Genomic DNA, 22,853 nt, shown 5'->3' with positions numbered 1-22,853 from the left:
AATCGCCGCAAGCCCCCCGGCGACAAGAGGGGCGCGCCCGTTTGATGGTTCAGACATGCATTTCTCCTTTCGAGCATTTGATCGATGGTTTAAGGTTAGTCCCGTAGTCATGTACGGAATCAAGCGGTATGAAAAACAATTTGGAAAGCCTGACCATTGGCGCTTTCGCCAAGGCGGCCGGGGTCAACGTGGAAACCATCCGGTTCTATCAACGCAAGGCGCTGTTACCCGAACCGGACAAGCCCTACGGCAGCATTCGCCGTTACGGTGAGGCGGATGTCGCCCGGGTGAAATTCGTTAAATCCGCGCAACGGCTGGGCTTTAGCCTCGATGAAGTGGCCGGGCTGTTGAGGCTGGATGACGGTGCTCACTGCGATGAAGCGCGTGTGCTCGCCGAGCAGAAGCTTGGGGATGTGCGTGGCAAGCTCGCGGATCTGCGACGGATCGAGTCAGTTTTGGAGCAACTGGTTCACGACTGTTGTGCGAGCCACGGGACTGTTTCCTGTCCGCTGATCGTTTCGCTGCATGGGGACAACTCGGGCGTTAACCGAGGATTTCCCGTTGCGTAAGGCGCCCCTGTTGGTCGGCTTGCGCTTAGAAAAAAGCGGCGCTCAATGAGCGCCGCTGAATGGCCAAAGGAGCACTTGCAAAGGGCACAGTTTGGTATTGCTATTTGCCCTCGCGCCTCAGCAGAGTGGGCTCACGTTGCATCTGGTCGAGTAGCACAGGCTCTACTTTGCAGGCGGACAGGCGGGCTGCGCTTCGCTACGGCCTGCCGCCGTGGGGCCCAGTTGCTTAATCTCCTTGACGGTTTCCGCCACCAGGGTCGCTTCAGCCCTCTCGCGTGCAGCAATTCGCTCAATCGCTCGGTCGCTCCCGCCCTCGGCCCATACGGTGGATGACAGCAGAGTCGCACCCACTACCAGCAGCAGTCTTAGGTGTTTCATAACGGCGATCTCCTCTCGGGTTTTCGATCCACGATTCAACTCTACCTCCGTAGTTAAGTACGGAATCAAGGAGAGAGGAGATGAAGGTCCTGGATTATGGCGCTGAGAGGAAATGGCAGGGCTCCGCCATGAAGACGGCGATTGCTTCAGGGCCGTCTAGGGCTGCTGCTGGGTCGTAGTCGTAAATTTTTTCGCTCATTCTGACCTCCACTCGCTGGCGAGTTTTTTAGCCGCTTCAATATCACGGCTTTGGCTGCTTTTGTCGCCGCCGCACAACAGCAAAACGAATTCATCACCTCGCTGCTGGAAATAGGGGTTGGGGGAGCAACGGAACAGAAAGTGCACTTAAGCTCAGTCGCTGCCCCGCAAACCCTTGCAACGTCTGGATAGTTTCGAAAAACGACCGTTTTATGAAACCGTTTCCGCTATCGCGAGGAAAGGTCACCAACACCCGAAAATCAGTGCAATAAACCTTTCTCACGAATCAAAGTTCGTTAATTCGCAGTCGCTGACGAGTAAAACGAACTCTAATTCGGCTTACGTTGGTTTTCAGTTCCATTGCTCCCCAACCCCCGATGTCGCCCGGGTGAAATTCGTAAAGTCCGCGCAACGGCTGGGCTTTAGCCTCGAAGAAGTGGCCGGGCTGTTGAGGCTCGATGACGGCGCTCACTGTGATGAAGCGCGCGTGCTCGCCGAGCAGAAGCTTGGGGATGTGCGTGGCAAGCTCGCGGATCTGCGACGGATCGAGTCTGTTTTGGTGCAACTGGTTCACGACTGTTGTGCGAGCCACGGGACCGTTTCCTGTCCGCTAATCGTTTCGCTGCATGGGTAAAACGCTCTGCGTTGGCCAGTGGTTGTGAAGGGAACCAGCGGACAAGGTCTACGGCTGCCGCGGCTGTGAAGCCGCACCGGTCACCGCCGACAAACCGGCTCAACTGATCGAAAAGAGCATGGCCAGTCCTAGCGTCCTGGCGATGCTGTTGATCACCAAATACGTCGATGGTCTGCCGCTGCACCGCTTCAAAAAAATCCTCGGTCGTCACGGCGTCGATATCCCCCGCCAAACCCTGGCGCGCTGGGTGATCCAGTGCGGCGAGCACCTGCAACCGCTGCTGAATCTGTCTACGAAAACAGCCCGGCGTGCCGCGTCGGCACGAAGGCCGTATTGCGGTGCAAACCAGCGATACGCGTTGGTGCTCGGACGGCTTTGAGTTCCGCTGCGAGGACGGAGCCAAATTGAGCGTAACCTTCGCCCTGGACTGCTGTGATCGCGAGGCCATCGGCTAGGTCGCGAGCCCGACCGGGTACAGCGGCGATGATATCCGCGACTTGATGCTGGAAAGCGTGGAGAGGCGCTTCGGTGATCAACTGCCCGCCACGCCGGTGCAATGGCTAAGCGATAACGGCTCGGCGTACACCGCCGACCAGACGTGCCTGTTTGCTCGACAGATCGGCTTGCAGCCGGTGACCCCCCAGTTCGCAGCCCGCAGAGCAACGGCATGGCCGAGAGCTTCGTGAAGACGATCAAGCGTGATTACGTGGCGCACATACCTAAGCCGGATCGAGAAACGGCACTACGTAACTTGGCCAATCCCTGTGATCCTGCGTGGTCGTCTTACTTTGCCCAACGTCGAGCTGCGATAGACGTGGATTGATTGCCCGGTACTAGACCATGGTGCTGACGAAAGACTTGAGCCGGATGAGGCGCGACTCTCATGCCCGGTTCTTTGGGGGCGGTGGCGCAGTAATGCGCTGCTGTTACCCGACGAAAGTGTACTTAAGCCCTACCATCTTATCTCGGCGCCATAAACCAGGACCTTCATCTCCTCCCTCCTTGATTCCGTACTTAACTACGGAGGTAGAGTTGAATCGTGGATCGAAAACCCGAGAGGAGATCGCCGTTATGAAACACCTAAGACTGCTGCTGATAGTGAGTGCGACTCTGCTGTCATCCACCGTATGGGCCGATGGCAGTTCCGATCGCCTGTACGGTAAGATGATCCAGGCCAACGAGCAATCCATGCGCGAATACGCTAGCGCCCAAGGCAAGAACCCGCCAGAAGTCACTCACTACCGCTATGGCATGAAGCTCGACATCGCCAAGGTCATTCACGTCACGTCGACCAATGGCAACTGCGATGTGATGCCTGCGCAAATGACCTACGAGGATTCGAGCGGAAACCTGCATATTCTGGAGTACCGCGTATCAGGAACGGACTGCAGGAGCCAGCACTGAGCATTGTTGACGTGTTGCTGACGGAAAAGTAATTTTCACGTCACCCTGACGTTATTTTGCATGTGGAAGTATGTAAGAAGCGCACCCGGCTATGCCCGGCGCGCTTCGGCATATACACAACCGCACAATGAAAAATCTGCCAAAACATCAAGAGCGTTTATGAACAACGGGTATACGGATTTAATGGTTGATGGGGCACCTTCACCCCATCAATCTGATACCACCCTCAGATGGTTGATAGATCGACTCCGTAGTTGAGTTCCTCTGCGAAGTCCGGCAGTCCGTAACCGATGGTTTTCTTGTAGAAAGGAGAGACCTTCGCAGTCGGTGCCTTCTTCTTGTGCTTCGTGGTGTAGAGCATTCGTGCCCGCATCACCTCGAAGGAGTAACCGCGCCCTTCACGGTTCTTGTCCTTGGCCAGTCGGTTGATGGACTCCGTGTAAGCGTTGGTGACGGGCATGTCCGTCTCGAAGTAGGTCATGGTCTCTTCGCGCCAGTTTCCCACTGCCCTGACCAGATCGCTCCAGACTTCCTTTTGGCCCTTCGGGATGGTGGCTATCCACTCGTCCAGGGCGGCTTCTGCCTGGAGCCGTGTGGTGGCGTCCCAGATGCCGTAGAAGCGCTCCTTGTGCTCGTAGGCGGCCAGCAGTTGCGGGAACGCGCCTGTCCAGGTCTCCATGATGAGGCGCTCCCGGTCTGAGACTTCGTGAGCGCGTTTCAGCAGGATTTTCCGGTCTCCCTTGAGAGTCCGGCTCTGGGACGGTTTCAGCTCCTTTCTGAGGCCCTTGCGCACTCTCTCTAGGGCATCGTTGGCCATGCGCACCACATGGAACTTATCGACCACGATACGGGCCTGGGGCAGCACAGCCTTGACCGCTGCCCGGTAGGGGTTCCACATGTCCATGCTGACGATCTCGACCTTCTGCCGGTCTTTCAGCTTCATCAGGTAGTTGGTCACCACGTCCTGGCGGCGGGTGGCCAGCAGGTCGAGCAGGGTTCGCTCCTCAATGTTGGTCAGAATGCAGCGGTAGCGCTTGTTCAGGTATAGCTCGTCAATGCCCAGGATGCGGGGCGTCTCGAAGCGGTGCCAGCGCCCCAGGAACTCGGCGCGGGCGTTGAAGATGTCGCGCACCGTCTTCTCGTCCAGGCCGGTCTGTGCCGCCACAAAGGTGTAGGGGTGGTTGAAGGATTCCTTCTCCACGTACTCATGCAGCCGCAGTGTCATACGGAATCCGTCCACCATCTCCGGTAGCTGGGGCCTGAATGTTGTCTTGCAGGCCCGGCAGGTGTATCGGCGGCGGACCACCCAGAGAGTGACCCGCTTGCCGTGGATGGGCAGATCACGATAGGGAACGTCACGCTTGCCGAACCGTACGAACTCACCCTGCACGCCGCATTCCTCGCAGGCGATGGGATCGGGCACGTCCACCTGGAAGTGCATTTCGTCGTCGGTTGATTTGCAGCCCAGTACTTGGTATTGCGGCAGGTGAAGGATGTTGTCGGGAAGTTCGGTCATGGTGTTGTATAGGCGTAGGTGTCAGTCAGATCCATCCGACTCGGCATTGGTGTTTGCTTTTTTACCCAACAAGCTGCTGGAAACGAAAAGTAAGGCACCGAGGACAATTGCAATATCAGCCAGGTTGAAGGCCGGCCAATGCCAGTCTCGCCAATAGAAATCAAAGGAATCCACAACATAGCCGCGAAAGACCCGGTCAATCAGGTTGCCCATGGCGCCACCGAGGATAAGACTGTAAGCGATGGCTTCTCCTTTATGACGATTTTCAAGGATCAGCTTGATCAGAAAAATCGAGACCACTACCGCGATTCCGATAAAAAAGTAGCGCTGCCAGCCTCCACCATTCGCAAAAAGACTGAATGCGGCACCGGTGTTCCATAGGTGCACCCAGTTAAAGAACGGGGTCACCGAAACATACTCGCCATAGGCCATTGATTGCTGCACCAGCCACTTTACAGCCTGATCAGACGCTGCCAGCAGGCCCGATATGGACAATAGGGCATACGGCGAGAGCTTTTTGCCAATAATGAGCATTATTTAACCCTTCAACGCCAAAATGCGTCTGGCACCGTTAAGTACAATGCCCCCCGCGATGGTGCCGATAATCAGATCCGGATAATTGGAACCGGTCCACGCGACCAGGGCGCCGGCGGTGATGACCCCCAGGTTGATCACCACGTCGTTGGCCGAGAATATCCAGCTTGCCTTCATGTGCGCCCCGCCTTCCCGATGTTTGGATATGAGCAGCAGACAACTGGTATTGGCAATCAATGCGACGAATGCGATAGCCATCATCACCAGCGATTCAGGCTCACTACCGAATACAAAGCGTCTCACCACCTCTACGAGCACGCCCACAGCCAAGATCAGTTGCAGTACACCAGCAAGATGCGCGGCACGTACCTGCATTTTCACGCTATGTCCAACCGCATAAAGGGCAAGCCCGTACACCGCCGCATCGGCAAAATTGTCCAGGGATTCTCCAATCAGGCCGGTGGACCGGGCGATCAGACCGGCAGTCATTTCCACCACGAACAGAAGTGCATTGATGCCGAGCAACCAGCGCAGGGTCCCGGATTCTTGCTTAGCAGAAGCTGCCGAAAACTCGGCGGCCTTGATGGTCTCCGGATTTGCAGCGACGGTTTCCTGAAGCGAGGCGCCTAGCCCCAAGGTCTTCAGTTTCGAGGTGACGGGCTCGACCTCGCCGTCATGCACGACCTTCAGCCGGCGGTTCGACAAGTCGAAGGACAGCGCCCGAATCTCCTCAAAGCCGTTCAGGGCTAGGCGAATCATTCGTTCTTCTGATGGACAGTCCATCTTCGGCACGGCATAAACACTGACCCATCTCCCTGGCGCCTCGGAGGAGGCCTGTATATCGGTATCCGCTGCGGACGTTGCATCACCGCCACAGGCGCCACCACAGGATTTGCTCATGATACGACTCCACTTGAACAATGTTGTGGTACCATTTAAAACTATAAAGCTACTATAAGGTCAATAGAGTAAAGAATCCGTTGGGGAGGAGGCTGATGCGCATTGGTCAGTTGGCGCAGTTGGTAGGGGTCGAAACACAGACGATCCGCTTCTATGAACAGCAGGGCTTGTTGCCGCCGCCTGATCGGCAGGACAACGGTTACCGTGTCTATACCGAGAAGCATGGTGAGGGGCTGGCCTTCATCCGTCGCTGCAGAATCCTGGGCCTGTCACTGGCTGAGATTCACGAACTACAGAGCTATGAGGACGACCCTCATCAGCCTTGTACCGCCGTCAACGCCTTGCTCGATGATCACATCTCTCATGTGCGGTCGCAGATAACCGCTCTGCAAGCGCTTGAGAAACAACTCGTTTCACTGAGAGCGAGTTGCAACGATGACCGGGAAGTTGAGGCGTGTGGGGTTCTTGCTGGAATTAGCGAAGGAAACATGCACCAGCAGTAGGTGAAGCATCAACCAGATAATCCGATGAGATGCCGGTCTGTCTCACTCTCATGCAAAGGTAAGATCAACCATTTAATCCGCTTACCCTGAACAACAAGGCCCTGTTGGGACTTTCTCAGATCGTCTTGAGCATCAGCGCTGCGCAGGCTGCAATGGCCGCCGAGGAAAAAGGCGAGGGATTCATCGAAGGCAGCAGCCTGAGCATCCTCAATCGAAATTTCTACTTCAACCGTGATTTTCGCAAAGGCCAGTCCAGCAGTACAGGAAATGGCTACTCGGAAGAATGGGCCCACGGAGTCATAGGCCGATTCGAGTCGGGCTCGGCCAGGCCGAGGACAATTACTCCAAGCTCGGCGGCGCCGTAAAGACCCGTTTCCTGGACACTGAAATCAAAGTAGGCGATGTCTTCCCTGTCACGCCTGTCGTGCAGTACGGCGATTCGCGACTGCTTCCGGAAAGCTTCCGCGGCGTCACCGCATACAACACCAGTGTCGAGGGCTTGGTGCTACAGGGCGGACGCCTGCACGCGATGAGCCAACCCAGCTCCAGCAGCATGCGGGATGATTTTGCAACCTTCTACGCAGGCGAAGTCGGCTCTCCGTGGATAGTCGGCGGTGATTACACACCCAACGACAACCTTGGCTTCAGCCTTTACACCAGTTGTCTCAAGGATGCCTGAAACCAATACTATACCGGCACTACCTGGAGCTACCCGCTTGCAGATGATGTCGCCTTGGTCGGTGGTTTGAATTACTACAAGGCCGTCGATGAGGGGAAGCAGCTCCTCGGCAGTTTTGAGAACGATATCTGGAGCGGCAAGGTCGGCCTCCGTGTCGGGGCGCACACCGGCGAGGGACGGAGACGGCCGACGTGAACCAGATCGCTATTGTGCCTTGCTATCGCCCTTCGGGGACTCCATTCCAATGTGTTGGTTCATGTTCTCCATCATTGTATTGCAGTTTTTCATCATCTTGGACATTTCCTGCATGTCCATCATCGGCATATGGTTGCCGTCCATCATGTGCATGTCCTCACCCTTATTTGTCTCGGCACTGCTTTGGGCGGGGGCTTTGGCCTGTTCGGCAAATCCCGTGGCAACAGTTCCAAGGGCTATGAAGGTAGCAAGGACGGTGTAGGTAATGGCGTTACGCATGGCGACTCTCCTCATCTACGACCTTGGTTTCCAGCCAGGCTGTGTATTGAAGAGTTGATTGCTCCACTGTCCTCCTGTTTGGCTCCTTTGGTTTGGAGGATGGTTTCAGGCGCCTGAGGTAGGCGCCTTTTTCGGTCAACAAGTCTTCGGCTTCATCGCTCTGGACTCTGCGAGCTGGCTTGACAGCACCGCGTTGTCTTGCACGAGAAGCTGCTTTTCTGTGGCCAACTGGCTCAATTGGCTTTCAGTTTGGCTTAAGCGTTCCGCCAGCAGGCTTCGCTCCCGTTCATTGACGGCCAGGTAAGTCCGCGTCTCAGCCAAACGCTGCTCACCTTGGCCATGGCGCTGCTCCAGTGCCTGATGCGACTGTTGCAAGTCGGTGAATTGAAGTAAGACGTGTTCATGCGCAATCTGACTCTGCGCGAGCGTCGCTTGCGTCGTGAGCAGGGTGCTCTCTAGACGATCATGGTCCTGCACCAGGCGTTGTTCCTGCGCCTGCAGTTCGCCCAGGCGGGTTTGCTGCGCGAGCAGACGCTGCCGGAGCGCTGCCAATTCGTGTTCCAGGCGCTGCTGGCGTTGCTCAGTGGCCTGGCGCTCGTCGCTGCGTTGTTGCGCGACCGATGCCTGGTAGTGCTCAAACTGCTCCCGCGCTTGTTGCAGTTGCCGGGTCAGTGCGGCCGCCTCGGCGGCGCGGTCAGCCAGACGTTGTTCGAGCCCGGTCTTTTCACTGCCCAGGCTGGCCAGGGCGATCTCCTGACGCTGCAGGGTGTCAGCCAGCCCCTGGCTGCGCGTAGTGGCTACGGCAAGTGCCTGGGCCTGCTGCTCCTGAACGCTGAGTTGCGCGTCGCGCTCGACGAATGCCTGCTGCAACTGTTCCTGCAACGCGTCGGCCTCTGCCTGGTGAGCCGCTACGGCCTGCTGGAGTTGGACGGCCGCCTCCGCCTGAACTTTTTCGTACAGTCCTTTCAGCGCCAGGACCAGCTCCGCGGGCAATCCCAGTTCGGCCTGGGCCAGCGTGCCGGGATGCGCGGCTTTCCAACGCTTTAACAACGGAGCAATCGTGCTTTTGCTGCCCGTCCCACCCAGGGCGACGCGGATGCTGTCAATGGTGGGGTTGTGGCCCGCAGCCACCAGTTGGGTGGCCGCCTGGGCAACATGCAGGTAGAGGACGCCGGAACGGGCCATGAACACCTCGGATTTTTTCGTACCGTATTATGGAAAACGTAATACCTCGATTTAAGTACAGAATAGTTCAGCCGACTGAGACCGTCAGTTGACCCACGATAAGCGCGGTTATCGTGAGTTAAGTCATCGCGATCGAGGGTTGTGTCTATAATCTGCGGTACACATGGCCTAAACAGGCGCTTCGTGATGACAGCCGGCAATAATGACGAAAACCTCCCCACCAGGCGGCACGAAGAGCCGACAGTACTTGCGCGTACCCCCGGTACGCTCACCACCCCCGAACAATTGGCTGAGCAACATCAGCGTTTTCTCGCCGCCGCGACAACCGACAACACCCGGCGCACCTACCGCTCGGCCATTCGCCACTTTCTCGCCTGGGGCGGCGTGCTGCCGTGCGATGAAGCCGCGCTGATTCGTTATCTATTGTCTTTTGCGGAAGTATTGAACCCGCGCACCCTGGCCCTGCGCCTCACGGCGCTGTCGCAATGGCACCGTTATCAGGGTTTTCCTGACCCTACCGCCAGCGCCACCGTGGGCAAAACCTTGCGCGGTATTGAGCGGGTGAACGGGCGGCCTCGACAAAAAGCCAAGGCCCTGGTCCTAGAGGATCTCGAACGCATCGTGGTGCACCTGAACACGCTCGACGGACTGGCGACACTGCGGGACAGTGCACTGCTCCAGGTCGGGTATTTTGGTGCGTTCCGGCGCAGCGAATTGGTCACGCTGGAGATGCAATACCTCGAGTGGGAGCAGGAAGGTCTACGGATCACGCTGCCCCGTTCCAAGACCGATCAGGAGGGCGAGGGACTCGACAAGGCGATCCCATACGGCGACAGCATCTGCTGCCCCGCGACAGCGCTACGCCGGTGGTTGGACGCGGCTCAGATCGTTCAGGGGCCACTGTTCCGGCGCATCAGCCGCTGGGGCGTACTCGGCGAGGTGGCACTGCACGAGGGCAGCGTGAATACCATCCTGACGGCACGTGCCGAAGCCGCAGGGCTGTTGTATGTGCCCGAACTGAGCAGCCACAGTCTGCGTCGGGGACTGGCTACCAGTGCGCATCGGGCTGGGGCGGATTTCCTTGAGATCAAACGACAGGGTGGCTGGCGGCACGATGGCACCGTACACGGCTATATCGAGGAAGCTGGAGCTTTCGAGGAGAATGCGGCTGGCTCGTTATTACGACGCAAACCGTAGCCAAGGTTTGTAAGCAGGGCTGGTTAGAATCCCAAGTGGCCACCCTCTATTCTCGACCGTCCTTCCGCAGCACATGAGCAGTTCCCTTAAAAACAGTTACTTACAGAACGAATGTCCTAATTTTTGGCTTATCTCGGCACGCCCCCTGGACGAAATCGCCGAGCTACTGCGGCTGGAGGATGGCACCCATTGCGAGGAAGCCAGCGGCCTGGCCGAGCACAAGCTCAAGGATGTGCGCGAGAAGATGGCCGACTTGGCACGCATGGAGGCCGTGCTGTCTGAACTGGTGTGCGCCTGCCATGCGCGGAAAGGGAACGTTTCCTGCCCGCTGATTGCGTCACTGCAAGACGGAACGAAGCTCGCTGCATCGGCGCGGGGGAGTCACGGGGTGACTACGCCTTAGCGTGCTTTATTTTCCGAATTCTGAGACGACCCCCTGAAGGGATGTCCCCGATAGTGAGGTGGCAGAACATGCAACCACCCAAGGTACCGAATCCGGCATGGATCGCTCCGCACCTGGTCACGCTGACGAGTCGGCCCCCGGAAGGAGAATGGAGGTATGAGATCAAGTACGACGGGTATCGTCTGATGACCCGGATCGATGGTGGCCAGGTGCAGCTTTTTACCAAGAACGGTTTTGACTGGACCGATCGCATGCCACTGCTTGCCAAAGACCTCCGCCGTCTGGCTGTACATTCAGCCTGGCTTGATGGCGAGGTCGTGATCCAGGAGGACGACGGTCGACCGGCCTTCCAAGCCTTGCAGTCGGCGTTCGCCACTCGAGCGACCGATGACCTGGTCTACGTGGCCTTCGACTTGCTGTACCTCAATGGTGCGGATCTTCGGGGTGAAGCCGTTGAGCTAAGGCGGCAAGTCCTCGAGGCGCTGCTCGAGCATTGTCCGCTACAGCGGGTCCGCTTCTCCGCAGCCTTGGATGCAGACCCTTTGCAACTGCTTGCCAATGCCTGCCGGATGAACCTTGAAGGCATCGTAGGCAAGCGAGACGGTAGCCGCTACAGCAGCACCCGGGACGGCGCCTGGGTGAAGCTTAAGTGCGGCAGTCGACAAGAATTCGTCATAGCCGGTTACACACGTGCTGCAGGTGGCATTGGATCGCTATTGCTGGGACTGCATGACGACGATGGCCAGCTGGTCTACGCAGGGAAAGTTCGTTCTGGCTTCAGCGGGCGAACTCTGGAGGCTCTGCGGGTTGCTCTCGCACCGCTTGTGCAGGATCGCCCCTCTCTTGCCGACCCACCTCGAATGAAAAGCGCAGGGGTTGTTTGGCTAGCCCCGCACCAGGTGTGTGAAGTGAAGTTCGCTGAGATTACCCCTGCCGGCAAGGTCAGGCACGCGGTGTTCGTCGGGCTACGCGATGACAAGCCGGCCGACGCTATAAGCCTGGAGAGCGACAGCGAGCCGGTATGAGCGGACGTTTTGAGGCGTCCTGGGAGGTGGGTTTGTATCAGGTGGATATCGAGGCCGAGGCCTGCGTGATCCAGTGCGAGATCACAAACCTGGTTACAGCAGAACCTCAACCTGGTGCCTGGTCAAGTGATTGGGATGCCGAGGGATACCACGAACTTGAGTTCAGGGTGGTATCTGGTCAAGCGTTCGATACGGATGGCACATCCGTGGATCTTGGACGCAATGGCTGCGCTGAGCTTGCAGAACGCTACTCTGAGTACATTGAGGCCGAGCTGTGGCGTCACCTCAATGCGCAACAACTGACCGGTTAGGGTCAGCGTCTGCAAGCCGGCGGCGGCAGTTTAAAAATGAATTTGCTTGAACTGCGCGATTTGTCCTTTCTCAAGCATACGGACTGCGCCGCTGGTTTGGGGGCGAAGGTACTTGAGATCTTTCACATCGATTTTGAGCTTGCGAGCGGCCTCATCCCAATCTGCAGTAGCCAGGTTCAAAAGCAGCAAGGTGCCGGCATTTTTGATGAAGTCTGAGCTGAAATGAGCCGGGGACTGTCCAGCAAGGAGGATCGACAAACCGAATTTTCGCATTTCAGTAACGATGATGTTTATAGGGTTACTGACATCTTCATCGTTGAATTTTTTTGATTCATCGAGAACTACTAAACGACGAAGTTTCCCCCCTGACTCACCCCGCTGCATCATCTCGCGGATGATTGAACGGAGGCGAAAGCGAACGAACATTTTGAGTTCGTCTTCTGATTGAGCCAAGGGTTTCAAGTTGTAGCGACGAACCCTCGCATTACCAAAGGGAGGAGGATTGGGATTGAATACACCGGTTGCATGCAGATTTTCCAAGCGTGTAATCACGCTCAGCACAACGTCTTTACTGTGATACTTGATGGCATCCTCAAACTCATGCCCGGTTTCGATATTATTCAGAAACGTCTTGTGAGCCTCCTCCGCTTTGTCCTTCGCTGCATTGAGTCGCTTTTGCTGCGCCTCCATATCGGAATCATCGCCGCGTGCTTTTGCCTTTGCGAGCTCCGTGCGGCGTTTATTCACTGCCGACATACACCGGCAGTATTCCTCAAAGCAACTCAAGGCTTTCTTCCCATCGCCACTGTCGTCGACGCCCATCCAGAGTGATCGCAATTTTCGCTTCGCGAGTCGAATCACATCAGGGAGGGTGGGATAGACTCCACGAAGCTCATTCCACTGCTTGGTCTGAATGATGTGGCGAATTTCATCCTCAGTCGCTTCCCGACGCACCCAGGTGCGCGGGTCGCCAGGCAAGATTCCCCGAGCAGTATAGGCGTCTGTAAGGAGGTGGCGAAGCACGCCTTCCTGGTTCCCTCCGAGCTTTCTGGATGTCGAGTTGATTGACTCGATAACGTCGTTCACTGCCCGACGGACACCGCCATAATGTGGGTCAGTATTCAGAATGAGCGGGTTGAATCCAAAGCGCGACGACTCGCTGAACATCACTGTCTCAGCACCAGGGATCTCGATGTCGCCGTGATAATCGAAGATATCAATTTCAACATCTTCATTCATGTTGGTCACGAATTCGCGGATCCAGTGCGTTTTACCAGCACCAGAAGTACCAGCCACGCCGACATGATGATTAGATACGCGGTCCTCAGACCACACGACGGGTAACTCAACATTGTCTTTTTTGAGTTTCCAGTAGTCATTCCCCAATTTGATAGCTGTGGACATATATTCTCCTTAGTCGTCGAAGGCTTCTTCGGGGATGTCTAAATCATCCGCTTCGTCACCAAGCAACTCCTCAAATTCGTCTTCTTCACGTACCTGATGGTAATACCCAGTCAAACCTTGAGCTTCGGCAGCGTGCACAGCTTTGCGGGCCGCTTGGAACAATACGATGCCGCGTTGCTCTGGGGTTACTTCAAATCGGGTAATTCCATCCAAGTGCGTCGCAGTGGCCACGACTTCATCAAGGATAGGATCATCAAGTTTCGGATAGTAAGCTGATTCGACTCTGCGCAGCTGAGCCGTAATATAGTCAACCGAATGGTGATCAGTGGTGCTGATCTTCTCTGCGCTGTGAGGCAGTCTCGAATATTCCGGACGTTCAATTTGAAGGAACCGGTTAATTCGGGCAGATAGTTTGCTAGTTTTTTTGTGCTCATCCGGGATGTAGAAACTAGAGCTCGGCACGACGCTATCTTTGAAGATGACCATGCCTTCGCCCGCTTGGAGCTTTTTCAAGTCAGGCAGCTCGATCTTGTTGCGCTTTTCAATATTGGCTCCCGCTTGGGCGCGGAAGGAGGATTGCATGGCACCGGAGCTTTCGTCATACCCACCCAGGACACTGTAATACCCTTCACCACCAGCCTTGCGGATGAAGTCATAGGTGTCCTCGGGGTCTTCCAGTGCGAGTACCCACTTAACCTTGGTGTTGGCCAGCATCGAGGCGGCTTCGTCAGCTGCCTCGCCACGTTTCAGACCTTGCATGTCCTGAACTGCCGCAACCATCATGAAGCCCAGACTTCGAGCTTGTGCGAACATTACAGCGATCCCGGCCGCGAAGTAGTACGCCAGCTCATCACTGATGATGAGGTAGGGGTTGGGCGCATTGGTCGCTTTTGTATCCAACACCTGCTCTTTCGTCCCCTCTAGTTTGTAGCCGAGGTTTTGAGCCATCATCAAGCGGATGGACGAGATGTAGAGTTTCCCCAGCGATGCCGCTTCGGAGGCTGATTTCTCCAAGCTCGGAATCATCACCACGAGCAGCCTATCGTTGAGCAATACATCCATCATGTCGATTTCAGGATACTTGTCGCTGAACACATGCGAATAGGTATCCATCATCATGGAGAAGATGCGAGAGAATTGGCCAGTCAAATAGCCATGCTGGTTGAATACTTCGGCATCCCATTTGGAGGGATCGTCCACAAGGTCGGGGTTGAAGCCCGGCAGGCCTGTCTCAAAGTAAGCTTTGATCGGAAGATAGGCGGTCTCGGGAATCAATCCCTGTTGACCCTCTTTGTAAAGTTCGACCAGATTCTTGAGCGCGAGATAATGGCGGAAAGTGGCGACAGAAATTTCAATCTCGCCCCTGGCTCGTTTGTAGCAAAGCGTCCTGATCACTGCGTCGACCATGTTGATCGCTTTTTCCTGCCACTTTGCTCCATCGCCACTGGCCGCTGGCAGCAGCGACGCCAGGAGCTGCAGCAAAAAGTCGGCCGCACCATCACCGAACGGATTCAGCGAGTTCGACTGAGCCCTAAAATCTGAGGTCCACTCTTTACCGTTCTCGCGGGCCACCATGCTGTCGAAGGGGTCCATACCCCCCGTCAAATAGTTGAGAATTAGGAAATCGTCTTCACGGCCAAGGCGCCTGGCGAGCGACCACAGGCAAAACGCAAGGTTAGAGTCTGCTTTGCCGTCGGCGTAGCAAGCACCCGATCCCCAGCAAAGAGCGTTGAAGAACAACGCCATGAGAGTTTCACTTTTGCCACTGCCGGTGGTTCCTGGAATCCACATATGCGTACGGCAGTCAGAATTATTGAGCCAAAGTTCTCGACCTTCGTCCTCGCTTCGAGCAATGCCCTCTGCGTTTGGCGTACGCAAGTAACCCAAGTACATAATGCCACCTGCAGCCATGAGCTTGCGAAACGTTCTAGAGCTTTTGAATAAGCCCCATAAGGTTTTTTTCTCGACCAGCTCCTCATAATAATCAGTTCGATCTTTGCCGCCGATGTCTTTAGGCATCCGCAATGGCATTCGAAATCGCTGGTCGTTGAATGACATTACCATCATGCACATTACGAGTATCCAAACTGGCCACGCGGCCGGTTGATACACCATCAGCCCAATAAGTGCGAGCATCGCAAGCTTGAAGTTGTTGGGCCGGTGAAGCGAGACCATGAATCGGGTCCAGCCTGACCGGGTGTCCCTGGACAAACGTCCCGCTTGGATCTCATGTTGAGAATCGATAGCCATTATGGTCTCCTACGCGCTCAAGGAAATGCCAATAGCGCGCTCAAATTGCAAGCTAAGCGCTTTCTTGAAAAGTGCAGCGCCGTGGATACGGGCAATTACGGCTCGACCTCGTTCCGCTGCTTTAACTTGGGATTCCGGAATGCTGTGATCGAGGCGATGACATACGAAATCAGTGAGGAATTGGCTGAGCGGCTGTGCCTGGTTCAGCATATCCTTCCAATAGTCGACACCATGCTCTCGAATAATACTGTCCGGATCAGTGCCTTCTGGCAGGAACAGGAATTGCGCATTTGTTCCGTCGCGCATTTCTTCTAAAACAACTGCAGATGATCTCAATGCTGCATTACGCCCTGCTTTATCGCCATCGAAGGCGAAGGTAACCGTATCTGCATTCTGAAAAAGCCGACGCATTTGCGTATTGGTTAGAGCCGTCCCCATGGGAGCAACAGCGCGCGGATCGCCAGCCTGGTGGAGGCTGATAACATCAAAAAACCCTTCAACCACTACTGCATGCTTGCTGGCTCGAATAAATTGCCGAGCAATGTTGAAGGCATATAGCTCCTCACCCTTCCGAAACAGCTTCGTCTCAGGCGAGTTAATATATTTCGGCGTTCTGTCTGGTTTCTCGACCACAGACCGCCCTGCAAAACCAATAAGCGCGTTTGCCTGGTTGTAAATAGGGATCATGATCCGGCTACGGAATCTGTCGAATATCCGGCCATCCTCAGCCTCACAGACAAGGCCGCAGTCAATAAGGGTCTGCCGGTCGTGCCGTTTAAGCAGAAGATCCGCAATTCCCGTACCGACGGTTCCCAGCCCATATTTTTCGATTGTCTCGGGCGTCAGAGCGCGTTGCTGGGTCAGATAACCAAACGATTTCACATTCCTCTGAATCCCCCCCATGTAGAGCGCCAGGGCGTCTTTGAGGGCACGATACATGGCTGCCATTTCAGCATTCCGGGCTTGGTCATCCGGAGTAGCCTGGCTCGTCTCTGGAAGTTGGATTCCCGAAAACTCGGCAACCGCTGCAACAGCATCAGGGAAGGGGAGGTGGTGGTGATCCATCATCCACGTGATAGCGTCACCCTTAGCTGAACATCCGTAGCAGCGGTAGAAATTCCGCTCTGGGGAAACACTAAACGACGGCGTCTTTTCCTTGTGGAACGGACAGCAGGCACTGAAATTCTTACCAGATTTCTTCAGTGTGATGTCACGCGAGATCAACCCAACCAAATCCGCGTCTTTGCGGACTCGATCGAGAAACTCGTCACTGTATCTAACGTACTTCCCCATGAGCGATTCCTACTGAGCCTGGGTCTGTTCCAGCCACTGGGCAATAGCTGCCGCCTGGTTGGGTAGAGTGAGCGGCGTCTGAGCGCCCTGTTGGTTGATCACAGTTGGGGTACCCAAGAACTGCAGTTTCCGGAAGACCTGGTCGTTCGCCCTCACATGGGTAAGGCCCTCTTCGCATACTGGACCTTCAACCGGACGCCCCTTGGCAATGGCCTTCCACATTGATGCGCGCTGCTCGACCGGGGCGCAAAGCATCTGCGCGATTGGCTTGGCTGAGCCTTCGCCACCGATCACCGATACTGGGAAGATTTCAACGGTATGATCCGCGGCGAGTTGTTCCAGCTCAGGCTCGAATTTCTGGCAGTGGGGGCATGACGGATCGGAGAAGATGTAGACAGTCCCTTTTGCCCCTTCGGAGAGCTTCACCGAGTACTTGCCCGTGGCTACCCCGGCTTTGATCGCCTCCCTGACGACTTTCGGGTCTGCCGCCTTGGGCAGCCCTGGGATGTTGGCGAGGTCAGGAGCGGGCTGTTGCAATGGCTGTGGGCGCTGGGGTGTGAAAACCGGCGCAGGGGGTTGAGTGCCGATGCCAGGATCGTACTGGGCCTCGGTTGGAGCCTGCAGGCCGGTCAGCTTGGCCGCAAACATGTTCAGCCCGAGAGCAAAGATCACTGCGAAAGCTGGGATGATTCCCCATTTCACAATGCCCTTGGCCCGGGAGGACCAGCGCCGGCGCAGCCCATGCGAGACGATCGCTGCCTGGAGCGCCTCAAAGGCGTCTGTGGCCAGTTGTTCGGTGCCAAAGGACTCAAGAACGACCTGCTCCAGTTTCCCACCGAAAGCACTCGTCACGAGGAGTTGCTTACCTTCTCGCTTCAGCGACAGCCCGCGCTCCAGCGGCAACAACGAGACGCTCCGTTCTTCACCCGTCGAGCCGAAATGAATGTGGAGAGTGTTATCGTATTGACGGATCTTGTCTCGGTTTTTCATTGGCTATCTCCTGTATTCGGGTCGACGAGACCAAGCTTGGCCAAGTACTTTTCAACCCCGTCGATTGCATCTTCGATAAATGGCTCGGTTAGCCTATAACCTGTGTCATCGGCAAAACTTTCCCAGTGGGTTTGCGTATAGACTGCCCCGGCTTCCATAAGCGGAGCTTTACGCTTTCCTAAATTCAGGGCGTAGAACAAGGGACGGTCCATACCTTTCAGCCAACGAAACTGTGACGATGGCAGTTTCCCCAAGTTACTCGCTTGTTCATGCATGGCGTACAGCATCGTTCTGGGATAGGGGTGTTTATTCAGCCAGGCTTGAGCCTCTGGGTGCGCGGCGTATTTTTTGAAGGCATCCTCGGCCAAGCTCAGGTCGGGATAGCCTTTTTTCCCTTCGTGAGTGTTGTGGTGACAAGAACGATTGAGAGCGTCCAGCAGCTCCTGGGCTTTCTTCATATCGCGACCATCCGATAACAGCCGGGCTCCAAAGACAGCGAATAGTGCTCGTTCAGTAACACTCAGCTCATTCAAGTTTTTGATAGGACTGCCCAAGTCCTTGACCAATAACTCCCGGCAACGCTCGCGATCAAGCCTACGGTTGACGATGAGGCCATGTTGCAAAGCCCATTCTTCTGGGTGTATCGCACTTCTGTGTTCAGGAGGGTCATCATTCAGAAGCAGTGTATGCGGATCACCGTAATACAATGATGGAATGATTGCCGGCGAATGGTTAGACATGACCCACGGGAGTGTTTCTACAGTGATAACGCGGCGAGTTTTGTTGGCTGAATGGCGATGCGCAGCGCGGAATCCACGCAGTGCCAACAAGATAGGAACGAAAATGAAAAAGTAGCCGGAAATATTGAGTAGGCGTAGCAAGTCGCCGAATTTTACTTGCGAAGGGTTCATCGCAAGTAGGGCCGCTTCGTATCTCCATTGGCGAATCTGATCTGGCATAAATGACCAGTCGAACACGCCCAATTGGTACCAAGCCCATTTCAAACCCCAATAGCTAATGGTGCCATGCCAACGGTGCCAACACATCCAGCCGAATACCACAGGAACTGCGATCATGAGCAGCCACACTGCCCACATGCCATCCGATTCGACTTGGTTATTGCGCGCCATAGTTCCTCCTAGAATCGCAATGAGTTGTTATATACGCGCTGTATATAGGGGTATTTGTATTTGGGGGTCCTTGAGTGGTAATGGCCTACGCCATCCCAGAAGCTCCCGCCGGCTTGATTGATCTCATACCGAAGGATGTAAGCGCCGGCCCTAGCCGCCCAGCAGAAATCACTTGTGATGAGCTCAGGGGCTACGCCGAACTCGCTTTGCAGTCGGTTTGCCCAAACCGTGTTGATTTGAAAAGGTCCGTGATCGACCGTCCCGTTCTTATTAAGGCTCTTCAATGGTTCGCCGCTGCCGCTTTCGGTCAGCCATACAGCGATTAGGCCGCGCAATGGCAGGCTGTAATCCCGGGCGGCCTGCACCATGCAGGCAGGTACCAGGTCTTGGGCGACATCAGGCGGTGGTGCAGGAATTGGAACCATTAGGCAATCCTTCCGTAATGACCCGTGATGGTTTATGCTTTTCCGTATGGTAGCTATTCTACGGAATCAAGGCAAGGCAAACCACACCGGTCGCTGGGTAGATCCAAGCGGCTCCAGGCTCAAGGGTAAGGAGGGTTGATGGAAAAAATTCTTTGGATAGCTGAGAAAGAATCCCAGCTGTCCCAGGGTGTATTCCCTGTGCTCAATGGACACACTTCTGACCGTGGGGCAGGCTGGACAAAACACGGTAATGACTGGTGCGTCTGGCTGGATGGGCATGCCTTTCAGCAGGCGACGCCTGATGACTATCTGCCTGACGATCTGCCTAAAACAGGCAAGGGTCGGAAAATTTGGCGGATGGAGGACCTGCCGATTATCCCACCAGAACAAAACTGGAAAATTCTGCCTGATCCTCGCAAACGGCCCCGGCTCAGCAAACTAAAGGAGCTTTTGGCCTGGTGTGACGTTGTGTATCACCTCGGCGATCCCGACAGCGAAGGACAAAGCCTGGTGGATGAGGCGCTTGAGTACTTCCGCTGCCGCAAGCCTGTTAAACGGGTTTTGATCAACGACTACAACCCCAGCAAGGTCCGCGAGGCGCTCGCTAACATGCGTGACAACTCGGATCCGCTGTTCAGGGGATGGCGGTTGTGGGGGCTTGCTCGGAGCCGTTACGACTGGCTCTTGGGCATGAACGGTACGCGGGCGATGACCCTTCGGGGGCGCGACATGGGTCACCAAGGGCTGTTGCCAGTTGGTAGCGTGCAGAGCCCTTTGCTCTACGTAGTCCGTGAGCGCGACCGCGCGATCGAGTCTTTCAAACCTGTCCCTTATCAAGACATCACCGCCGTATTCACGACCAGCGCCGGGGTTGAGATTCGCGGCCGCTGGTTGCCACAAGAAGACCAAACAGGCCTGGATGAATCCGGTCGGCTGGTAGACGAGGAAGTTGCGAAACAGCTTCTTGCACGCCTGCAGGAAGGCGTGCCCGGGGAAGCCTCGATCATCGAGCACTCGATCACTGACAAGAAGAAAAAACCTCCACTTCCCTTGTCCATGAATGAACTGCAAATGGAAGGTTTCAGCCGCTTCGGCTACACCGGTGACGAGGTGATGGAGGCTGCTCAAAAGCTCTACGACACCTACAAGGTCATGACATATCCTCGCACCGATGTGCGCTTCCTTTCTGAAGCTCATCATGCCGAAGCCCCCGGCGTGATCGCTGGCATCATGCAGCTGCGGCCAGATCTGCTGACTATTGCTCGTGAGCTGGACCCTGAGCGCAAATCAGCAGCCTTTAATGATGCGAAAATGCGTACCCCCACGGGCGAGCCTACCCCGCACCACGGGATCATCCCGTCAACCCCGGAAAATCCAGTCAATTCAGCTGATTGGTCCGAGGCTGAGCGGAACGTGTATGACATGGTGGTCCGGGCTTATCTTGCCCAGTTCGCTGCCGATTACCGGTATCGCTCGATGCTGTTGCGCATTGGCGTTCAAATTGGCGAGGTCTTCGGTGCAACGGGTGTCTGCCCAACCGATCAAGGTTGGAAGGCTGTGTACAAAGAGCCTCCGCCGCTGGACGGTGCGCCTGCCGAGGAAGAAGGGCCAGAGGGTGAACTTCCTGACGTGAAGTCGGGTGATTTGCTGCAGTGGCTGGAAGTGAATGCGACAGGCAAGGTAACCACCGCGCCCCCGCGTTTCGACGACAATATGCTGCTCGATGCGATGAAGAACTTGCATCGGTACGTAGACGATGCGGAGTTGAAAAAGCGGCTCAAAGAAGGGGAGGGGATCGGTACTACAGCCACCCGTGCAGGCATCATCGCCGACATGAAGCGGCGCAGCTTGTTCGTGCCGGCGGGAGGAAAGGGCAAAAAGCTCATGACCAGCCCCGAAGCCAGAAGCCTGATTGACGCGCTGCCCATGCGCGTTAAGGATCCCGCGCAAGCCGGTGCTTTCAAACGTTCGCTGGATCAAGTCGCAGACGGGGCCATGAGTCTGAGCGACTTCATGCGCTACGCCGAGGAGTTCGTTCGGGACGTTGTTGCAACTGCCAAGGCCGCCTCTATTACACCTCTTCCGCCCACAGCCGGCGAAGGCGTTCCCTGCCCTAACTGTAAGAGTGCTTTGCAGAACCGGGGCAAGCGAACCGTGTGTTCCAGCTGCGAGTTCGTGCTTTGGCACGAGGTTTCGGGTAAATCACTCACTCCAGGCCAGATCGAGCTGTTGTTGGTGAAAGGTGAAACACCAGTCATCAAAGGGTTCGTGAGCCGTCAAAAGCAGTCGAAGTTTTCCGCGAAGCTGAAGCTGGACACCGCCACAGGTAAAACGACATTCGTATTCGACTCGGCACCGAGCAATGCAGACCGTTCAGCGCCTGCAGTACCGGCGATGTCATCCAGCAAGCTTGAATGCCCGCGCTGCTCAGGTGAGATTGCAGCGGTACCTGGACACTTCCAATGCTCAGCTTGCCAGTTCAAGGTCGGTGCAGTCATCGCCAGTCGGCCGCTGAGTGCCGCGGAAGCGCAAGCGCTGTTCTCGAGCGGAATGACGGAGAAACTCTCGGGTTTTCTCAACCGTGACAAGCGTCCGTTCACCGCTCACCTGAAGCTCAACCGGGATAGCTGGAAAGTGGAATTCGACTTCGGCAAGAAGGCAAGCTGAATGAACACTGAATTCTTGACCGAACACGACAGGCAGCTGTTGGCCCACAAACAGGAATTCCAGGATCTGGTGCTCAAGCATATGCGTGCCCTAAGTGCGCTCGAGTGGATGATGTTCAGAACCATTGCACGGGACAGATCCGCCTGGGGTGATGCCGCTGCGCGCAACCTCTACAAGCATGGCGATGTGTTGCAAGCATCCTTCAACTTGCCAACGCTGCGCCTGGGCGACCTGCCTAAGTCCTTCTCTGCCGGTGCCACAGTCATAGGCGAGGTCGAGGGACAGCCCGTGCTCTATTTCGAGGGCTCCGGCTATTACGCATGGGCTTTGGCTCCTGAATCTCCAGTTCTAGAAGCGTCAATCACATACCCTGCCTACCCGCCCGGGTGGGCAGAAGGAGAACGTTCATGATCCGTCGCACACTATCGATCCTGCTGCTGATCCTACTGGCCGGTTGCGACCAGGAATCAGGCGCACCGAGGGAACCTGGTGAACATAGGGAAGTGATCCAGGGGATGCACACCCAATTCATCAAAGTCACCGAGGGGAACAACCAATGGTTTGAAATGGCCATTTCGGTTGACGAAAGCAATACGTTCCGTATGCCAGTGTTCTTCGCTGAAGATGGCAAACTGGTTCGTGTCGATGACAAGCAAGCTCGCAAGGTGTTCGATCGGTGGCTTAAAGAACGGGCCAAGGGGATCGCAGCATTCAGCTCAGTTGACGAGCAGGTAGGCTTTAAAGGGCCTTTTCTGGCGCTCGACGTCAAACGGTAGGGATAATC

At 55.9% G+C, this 22,853-nt stretch carries 21 protein-coding genes and 6 pseudogenes; 14 read left to right on the top strand and 13 right to left on the bottom strand.

Annotated elements, in window-relative coordinates; genetic code table 11:
• Nucleotides 1–128 precede the first annotated feature (128 nt).
• The gene (merR, locus tag APH28_RS23620; protein WP_003131870.1) at nucleotides 129–569 is read left to right on the top strand and encodes an Hg(II)-responsive transcriptional regulator; all 441 of its coding nucleotides are present in this window, start codon (nucleotides 129–131) and stop codon (nucleotides 567–569) included.
• Between the two features lie 162 nt (nucleotides 570–731).
• Here the strand turns inward: merR and APH28_RS29355 are convergent, their stop codons facing one another.
• Nucleotides 732–947: a co-regulatory protein PtrA N-terminal domain-containing protein gene (locus APH28_RS29355; protein ID WP_017849619.1), complete on the bottom strand. Its 216-nt coding sequence runs from the start codon at nucleotides 945–947 to the stop codon at nucleotides 732–734.
• A 195-nt stretch (nucleotides 948–1,142) separates the two neighbouring features.
• Nucleotides 1,143–1,259: pseudogene (locus tag APH28_RS29275) on the bottom strand (type II toxin-antitoxin system RelE/ParE family toxin); the annotation flags it as partial.
• Nucleotides 1,260–1,521: 262 nt separating this feature from the next.
• On the opposite strand from APH28_RS29275, the pseudogene APH28_RS28365 reads away from it, so the two are divergent.
• The 4 genes and pseudogenes from APH28_RS28365 to APH28_RS23600 all read left to right on the top strand — a co-directional run.
• Nucleotides 1,522–1,779: pseudogene (locus APH28_RS28365) on the top strand (MerR family DNA-binding protein); the annotation flags it as partial.
• Nucleotides 1,780–1,822: 43 nt separating this feature from the next.
• Nucleotides 1,823–2,068 (top strand): annotated as a pseudogene (locus APH28_RS28360) (transposase); the annotation flags it as partial.
• Between the two features lie 13 nt (nucleotides 2,069–2,081).
• Nucleotides 2,082–2,536: pseudogene (locus APH28_RS29270) on the top strand (DDE-type integrase/transposase/recombinase); the annotation flags it as partial.
• Nucleotides 2,537–2,850: 314 nt separating this feature from the next.
• Complete coding sequence (locus APH28_RS23600) at nucleotides 2,851–3,183, top strand: DUF2790 domain-containing protein (protein ID WP_033979951.1); 333 nt, start codon at nucleotides 2,851–2,853, stop codon at nucleotides 3,181–3,183.
• 226 nt (nucleotides 3,184–3,409) lie between these two features.
• Here APH28_RS23600 and APH28_RS23595 read toward each other — a convergent pair whose 3' ends face one another.
• Genes APH28_RS23595 through APH28_RS23585 form a run of 3 tightly spaced genes read right to left on the bottom strand, consistent with a single transcriptional unit; the run spans nucleotide 3,410 to nucleotide 6,133 of the window.
• Entirely contained in the window at nucleotides 3,410–4,699 is a 1,290-nt protein-coding gene (locus tag APH28_RS23595) for an ISL3-like element ISPpu12 family transposase (protein WP_004574636.1), read from the bottom strand.
• 21 nt (nucleotides 4,700–4,720) lie between these two features.
• A complete protein-coding gene (gene lspA, locus APH28_RS23590; RefSeq protein WP_003821921.1) occupies nucleotides 4,721–5,233 on the bottom strand; it encodes a signal peptidase II in 513 nt (170 codons plus the stop codon).
• Between the two features lie 3 nt (nucleotides 5,234–5,236).
• Nucleotides 5,237–6,133, bottom strand: coding sequence for a cation transporter (locus APH28_RS23585; protein WP_004364974.1), 897 nt, complete (start codon nucleotides 6,131–6,133; stop codon nucleotides 5,237–5,239).
• Nucleotides 6,134–6,228: 95 nt separating this feature from the next.
• Here APH28_RS23585 and cadR point away from each other — a divergent pair, with 95 nt between their 5' ends.
• A complete protein-coding gene (gene cadR, locus APH28_RS23580) occupies nucleotides 6,229–6,636 on the top strand; it encodes a Cd(II)/Pb(II)-responsive transcriptional regulator (RefSeq protein ID WP_009403731.1) in 408 nt (135 codons plus the stop codon).
• An 86-nt stretch (nucleotides 6,637–6,722) separates the two neighbouring features.
• A pseudogene (locus tag APH28_RS23575) lies at nucleotides 6,723–7,483 on the top strand (OprD family outer membrane porin); the annotation flags it as partial.
• Between the two features lie 36 nt (nucleotides 7,484–7,519).
• Here the strand turns inward: APH28_RS23575 and APH28_RS23570 are convergent.
• Complete coding sequence (locus APH28_RS23570) at nucleotides 7,520–7,789, bottom strand: hypothetical protein (protein WP_033979952.1); 270 nt, start codon at nucleotides 7,787–7,789, stop codon at nucleotides 7,520–7,522.
• A gap of 135 nt (nucleotides 7,790–7,924) precedes the next feature.
• Nucleotides 7,925–8,974 (bottom strand): DNA-binding protein, encoded by a 1,050-nt coding sequence (locus APH28_RS28350; RefSeq protein ID WP_011154388.1) that lies wholly within the window; start codon nucleotides 8,972–8,974, stop codon nucleotides 7,925–7,927.
• A gap of 186 nt (nucleotides 8,975–9,160) precedes the next feature.
• Between APH28_RS28350 and APH28_RS23555 the strand changes: the two genes are divergently transcribed.
• From APH28_RS23555 to APH28_RS23545, 4 genes and pseudogenes are all read left to right on the top strand, one after another.
• The gene (locus APH28_RS23555) at nucleotides 9,161–10,171 is read left to right on the top strand and encodes a tyrosine-type recombinase/integrase (RefSeq protein WP_077747747.1); all 1,011 of its coding nucleotides are present in this window, start codon (nucleotides 9,161–9,163) and stop codon (nucleotides 10,169–10,171) included.
• A 145-nt stretch (nucleotides 10,172–10,316) separates the two neighbouring features.
• Nucleotides 10,317–10,574 (top strand): annotated as a pseudogene (locus tag APH28_RS28345) (MerR family DNA-binding protein); the annotation flags it as partial.
• 68 nt (nucleotides 10,575–10,642) lie between these two features.
• Nucleotides 10,643–11,599 (top strand): non-homologous end-joining DNA ligase, encoded by a 957-nt coding sequence (ligD, locus tag APH28_RS23550; RefSeq protein WP_060512884.1) that lies wholly within the window; start codon nucleotides 10,643–10,645, stop codon nucleotides 11,597–11,599.
• On the top strand, nucleotides 11,596–11,910 hold the full coding sequence (locus APH28_RS23545) for a hypothetical protein (RefSeq protein WP_060512883.1): 315 nt from the start codon (nucleotides 11,596–11,598) through the stop codon (nucleotides 11,908–11,910). The genes ligD and APH28_RS23545 overlap by 4 nt, the downstream gene beginning before the upstream one ends.
• A gap of 30 nt (nucleotides 11,911–11,940) precedes the next feature.
• Here the strand turns inward: APH28_RS23545 and APH28_RS23540 are convergent, their stop codons facing one another.
• Genes APH28_RS23540 through APH28_RS23515 form a run of 6 tightly spaced genes read right to left on the bottom strand, consistent with a single transcriptional unit; the run spans nucleotide 11,941 to nucleotide 19,402 of the window.
• Entirely contained in the window at nucleotides 11,941–13,314 is a 1,374-nt protein-coding gene (locus APH28_RS23540) for a hypothetical protein (protein WP_060512882.1), read from the bottom strand.
• 9 nt (nucleotides 13,315–13,323) lie between these two features.
• A complete protein-coding gene (locus tag APH28_RS23535; RefSeq protein ID WP_060512881.1) occupies nucleotides 13,324–15,564 on the bottom strand; it encodes a hypothetical protein in 2,241 nt (746 codons plus the stop codon).
• A 9-nt stretch (nucleotides 15,565–15,573) separates the two neighbouring features.
• On the bottom strand, nucleotides 15,574–16,857 hold the full coding sequence (dnaG, locus tag APH28_RS23530) for a DNA primase (protein WP_060512880.1): 1,284 nt from the start codon (nucleotides 16,855–16,857) through the stop codon (nucleotides 15,574–15,576).
• A 9-nt stretch (nucleotides 16,858–16,866) separates the two neighbouring features.
• Nucleotides 16,867–17,847: a DsbC family protein gene (locus tag APH28_RS23525; RefSeq protein ID WP_060512879.1), complete on the bottom strand. Its 981-nt coding sequence runs from the start codon at nucleotides 17,845–17,847 to the stop codon at nucleotides 16,867–16,869.
• Entirely contained in the window at nucleotides 17,844–18,977 is a 1,134-nt protein-coding gene (locus APH28_RS23520) for a hypothetical protein (protein ID WP_060512878.1), read from the bottom strand. The genes APH28_RS23525 and APH28_RS23520 overlap by 4 nt, the downstream gene beginning before the upstream one ends.
• An 8-nt stretch (nucleotides 18,978–18,985) precedes the next feature.
• Nucleotides 18,986–19,402: a lytic transglycosylase domain-containing protein gene (locus tag APH28_RS23515; RefSeq protein ID WP_060512877.1), complete on the bottom strand. Its 417-nt coding sequence runs from the start codon at nucleotides 19,400–19,402 to the stop codon at nucleotides 18,986–18,988.
• 138 nt (nucleotides 19,403–19,540) lie between these two features.
• Between APH28_RS23515 and APH28_RS23510 the strand changes: the two genes are divergently transcribed.
• From APH28_RS23510 to APH28_RS23500, 3 genes are read left to right on the top strand one after another with little or no spacing between them, the layout of a single operon-like run.
• Entirely contained in the window at nucleotides 19,541–22,069 is a 2,529-nt protein-coding gene (locus APH28_RS23510) for a type IA DNA topoisomerase (RefSeq protein WP_060512876.1), read from the top strand.
• Complete coding sequence (locus tag APH28_RS23505) at nucleotides 22,070–22,480, top strand: hypothetical protein (protein ID WP_060512875.1); 411 nt, start codon at nucleotides 22,070–22,072, stop codon at nucleotides 22,478–22,480.
• Nucleotides 22,477–22,845: a hypothetical protein gene (locus APH28_RS23500; protein ID WP_054913743.1), complete on the top strand. Its 369-nt coding sequence runs from the start codon at nucleotides 22,477–22,479 to the stop codon at nucleotides 22,843–22,845. Before APH28_RS23505 ends, APH28_RS23500 begins: the two co-directional genes overlap by 4 nt.
• Nucleotides 22,846–22,853: the final 8 nt, after the last annotated feature.

The sequence above is a fragment of the Pseudomonas sp. NBRC 111124 genome, assembly GCF_001320245.1.
Taxonomy (GTDB): Bacteria; Pseudomonadota; Gammaproteobacteria; order Pseudomonadales; family Pseudomonadaceae; genus Aquipseudomonas.
This window is presented reverse-complemented; position numbering and strand designations above follow the sequence as displayed.

Coding starts and splice junctions, on each gene's coding strand:
- merR (WP_003131870.1), top strand. CDS start 129: ATGAAAAACAATTTGGAAAGCCTGACCATTGGCGCTTTCGCCAAGGCG.
- APH28_RS29355 (WP_017849619.1), bottom strand. CDS start 947: ATGAAACACCTAAGACTGCTGCTGGTAGTGGGTGCGACTCTGCTGTCA.
- APH28_RS23600 (WP_033979951.1), top strand. CDS start 2,851: ATGAAACACCTAAGACTGCTGCTGATAGTGAGTGCGACTCTGCTGTCA.
- APH28_RS23595 (WP_004574636.1), bottom strand. CDS start 4,699: ATGACCGAACTTCCCGACAACATCCTTCACCTGCCGCAATACCAAGTA.
- lspA (WP_003821921.1), bottom strand. CDS start 5,233: ATGCTCATTATTGGCAAAAAGCTCTCGCCGTATGCCCTATTGTCCATA.
- APH28_RS23585 (WP_004364974.1), bottom strand. CDS start 6,133: ATGAGCAAATCCTGTGGTGGCGCCTGTGGCGGTGATGCAACGTCCGCA.
- cadR (WP_009403731.1), top strand. CDS start 6,229: ATGCGCATTGGTCAGTTGGCGCAGTTGGTAGGGGTCGAAACACAGACG.
- APH28_RS23570 (WP_033979952.1), bottom strand. CDS start 7,789: ATGCGTAACGCCATTACCTACACCGTCCTTGCTACCTTCATAGCCCTT.
- APH28_RS28350 (WP_011154388.1), bottom strand. CDS start 8,974: ATGGCCCGTTCCGGCGTCCTCTACCTGCATGTTGCCCAGGCGGCCACC.
- APH28_RS23555 (WP_077747747.1), top strand. CDS start 9,161: ATGACAGCCGGCAATAATGACGAAAACCTCCCCACCAGGCGGCACGAA.
- ligD (WP_060512884.1), top strand. CDS start 10,643: ATGCAACCACCCAAGGTACCGAATCCGGCATGGATCGCTCCGCACCTG.
- APH28_RS23545 (WP_060512883.1), top strand. CDS start 11,596: ATGAGCGGACGTTTTGAGGCGTCCTGGGAGGTGGGTTTGTATCAGGTG.
- APH28_RS23540 (WP_060512882.1), bottom strand. CDS start 13,314: ATGTCCACAGCTATCAAATTGGGGAATGACTACTGGAAACTCAAAAAA.
- APH28_RS23535 (WP_060512881.1), bottom strand. CDS start 15,564: ATGGCTATCGATTCTCAACATGAGATCCAAGCGGGACGTTTGTCCAGG.
- dnaG (WP_060512880.1), bottom strand. CDS start 16,857: ATGGGGAAGTACGTTAGATACAGTGACGAGTTTCTCGATCGAGTCCGC.
- APH28_RS23525 (WP_060512879.1), bottom strand. CDS start 17,847: ATGAAAAACCGAGACAAGATCCGTCAATACGATAACACTCTCCACATT.
- APH28_RS23520 (WP_060512878.1), bottom strand. CDS start 18,977: ATGGCGCGCAATAACCAAGTCGAATCGGATGGCATGTGGGCAGTGTGG.
- APH28_RS23515 (WP_060512877.1), bottom strand. CDS start 19,402: ATGGTTCCAATTCCTGCACCACCGCCTGATGTCGCCCAAGACCTGGTA.
- APH28_RS23510 (WP_060512876.1), top strand. CDS start 19,541: ATGGAAAAAATTCTTTGGATAGCTGAGAAAGAATCCCAGCTGTCCCAG.
- APH28_RS23505 (WP_060512875.1), top strand. CDS start 22,070: ATGAACACTGAATTCTTGACCGAACACGACAGGCAGCTGTTGGCCCAC.
- APH28_RS23500 (WP_054913743.1), top strand. CDS start 22,477: ATGATCCGTCGCACACTATCGATCCTGCTGCTGATCCTACTGGCCGGT.